2 protein-coding genes are annotated in these 1,169 nt (G+C 58.8%); one reads left to right on the forward strand and one right to left on the reverse strand.

Going from position 1 to position 1,169, the window contains the following annotated elements; translation table 11 throughout:
* Positions 1-115 precede the first annotated feature (115 nt).
* Positions 116-604: an IclR family transcriptional regulator domain-containing protein gene (locus WP12_RS23750; RefSeq protein ID WP_084690885.1), complete on the reverse strand. Its 489-nt coding sequence runs from the start codon at positions 602-604 to the stop codon at positions 116-118.
* A gap of 79 nt (positions 605-683) precedes the next feature.
* Here WP12_RS23750 and WP12_RS00110 point away from each other — a divergent pair, with 79 nt between their 5' ends.
* On the forward strand, positions 684-1,121 hold the full coding sequence (locus WP12_RS00110; protein ID WP_443027836.1) for a 2-keto-4-pentenoate hydratase: 438 nt from the start codon (positions 684-686) through the stop codon (positions 1,119-1,121).
* Positions 1,122-1,169 lie beyond the last annotated feature (48 nt).

A 1,169-nucleotide genomic window follows, 5' to 3' on the forward strand; every position in this document is an offset into this window, starting at 1 on the left:
ACAACTCAATCCCATATTCCGGCTCCGTTGAATCTCGTTGCGTTCGTCCATACTCAACTGGCTGTAGTGATTTCCCATCGGTACACCCTATCAAATTCGGGTGTTGCACTTCAGGTTAGAGCGCGCCAAGGTAATCATCGCGCTTGGTCTCCGGCATATGAGCAAGCAATGCTTTTCCCAGGCCGGTGCAATACGCCTCGAGCTGCATCCCTTGGCGCGACAAAGTGTGATCCTGGGCATCGCCCTCCTTGATCAGATAGGTCATCATGCCATCTTCCAGCACGCCCAAGTGACAGACGCGACAGGTGCGACGCGATAGCTTTGCCAGGATCGGGGCAGCGATCTGCACGAAAATCCTGTTCGTGTCGTTCTCGGGCCGAGCCAGCCGCCGCAATGTTGGGCCGCTGATATAACGACCGCGACTAACCGGGACGATGAAGCCCGCATGTTGGAGACCTGTCAAAAGCCGATGTGCCGTTGAGAGAGGTAGCCCCGCAGCCGACGCCAAGGCGGACATCGATGCAAAGTCACCCTCAAGAACCTGGACGAGCAGGGCAAGTGACTTGTCGACGGATAATGGCGGCGATGTCCGACCAAGGCTCATGCGACTTTATCCCACATCGTGGGAAGTTGTGGCAAGGCGAGATTGCCCTGGCCCTGCTGTGTTGCATAGTGGTTTCCCTATGAGCAGAAACCTTGACCTCGTGGCACGGATGCTACGCGATGCGTATCGCGGCCCTCCAATCGCACCCTTGCGGGATTTCCTCGACCCTCTTGATGCCGAAGGCGCTTACGCCGTCCAGGCCATAAACACCCGGCATTGGCAGTCTTTGGGGCGTAAGCTGGTCGGCCGCAAGATCGGCCTGACGGCAGATTCGGTCCGCCGGCAGCTCGGTGTCGACCAACCCGATTTCGGCGCGCTGTTTGCGGACATGGAAATTCCTGACGGAGGCGTGCTCGATTCGGCGCAGGTCATTCACCCCAAAGCCGAGGCGGAAATTGCCTTTACAATTGGCCGCGATCTTGAGGATCCCGACGTATCTGTCAATCGGCGTGCAAACGGGACCCCCGATAGGCGTCTAAAAGGGACCCCCTTGCGGGATCGGGTAACGTTGTTGTGAGGCGCCAGCTTGCGCTGAGCGCGGCGTAGGGAGGGCGTAGCCCGACCG

Source organism: Sphingomonas sp. SRS2, assembly GCF_000971055.1.
Classification (GTDB): domain Bacteria; phylum Pseudomonadota; class Alphaproteobacteria; order Sphingomonadales; family Sphingomonadaceae; genus Rhizorhabdus.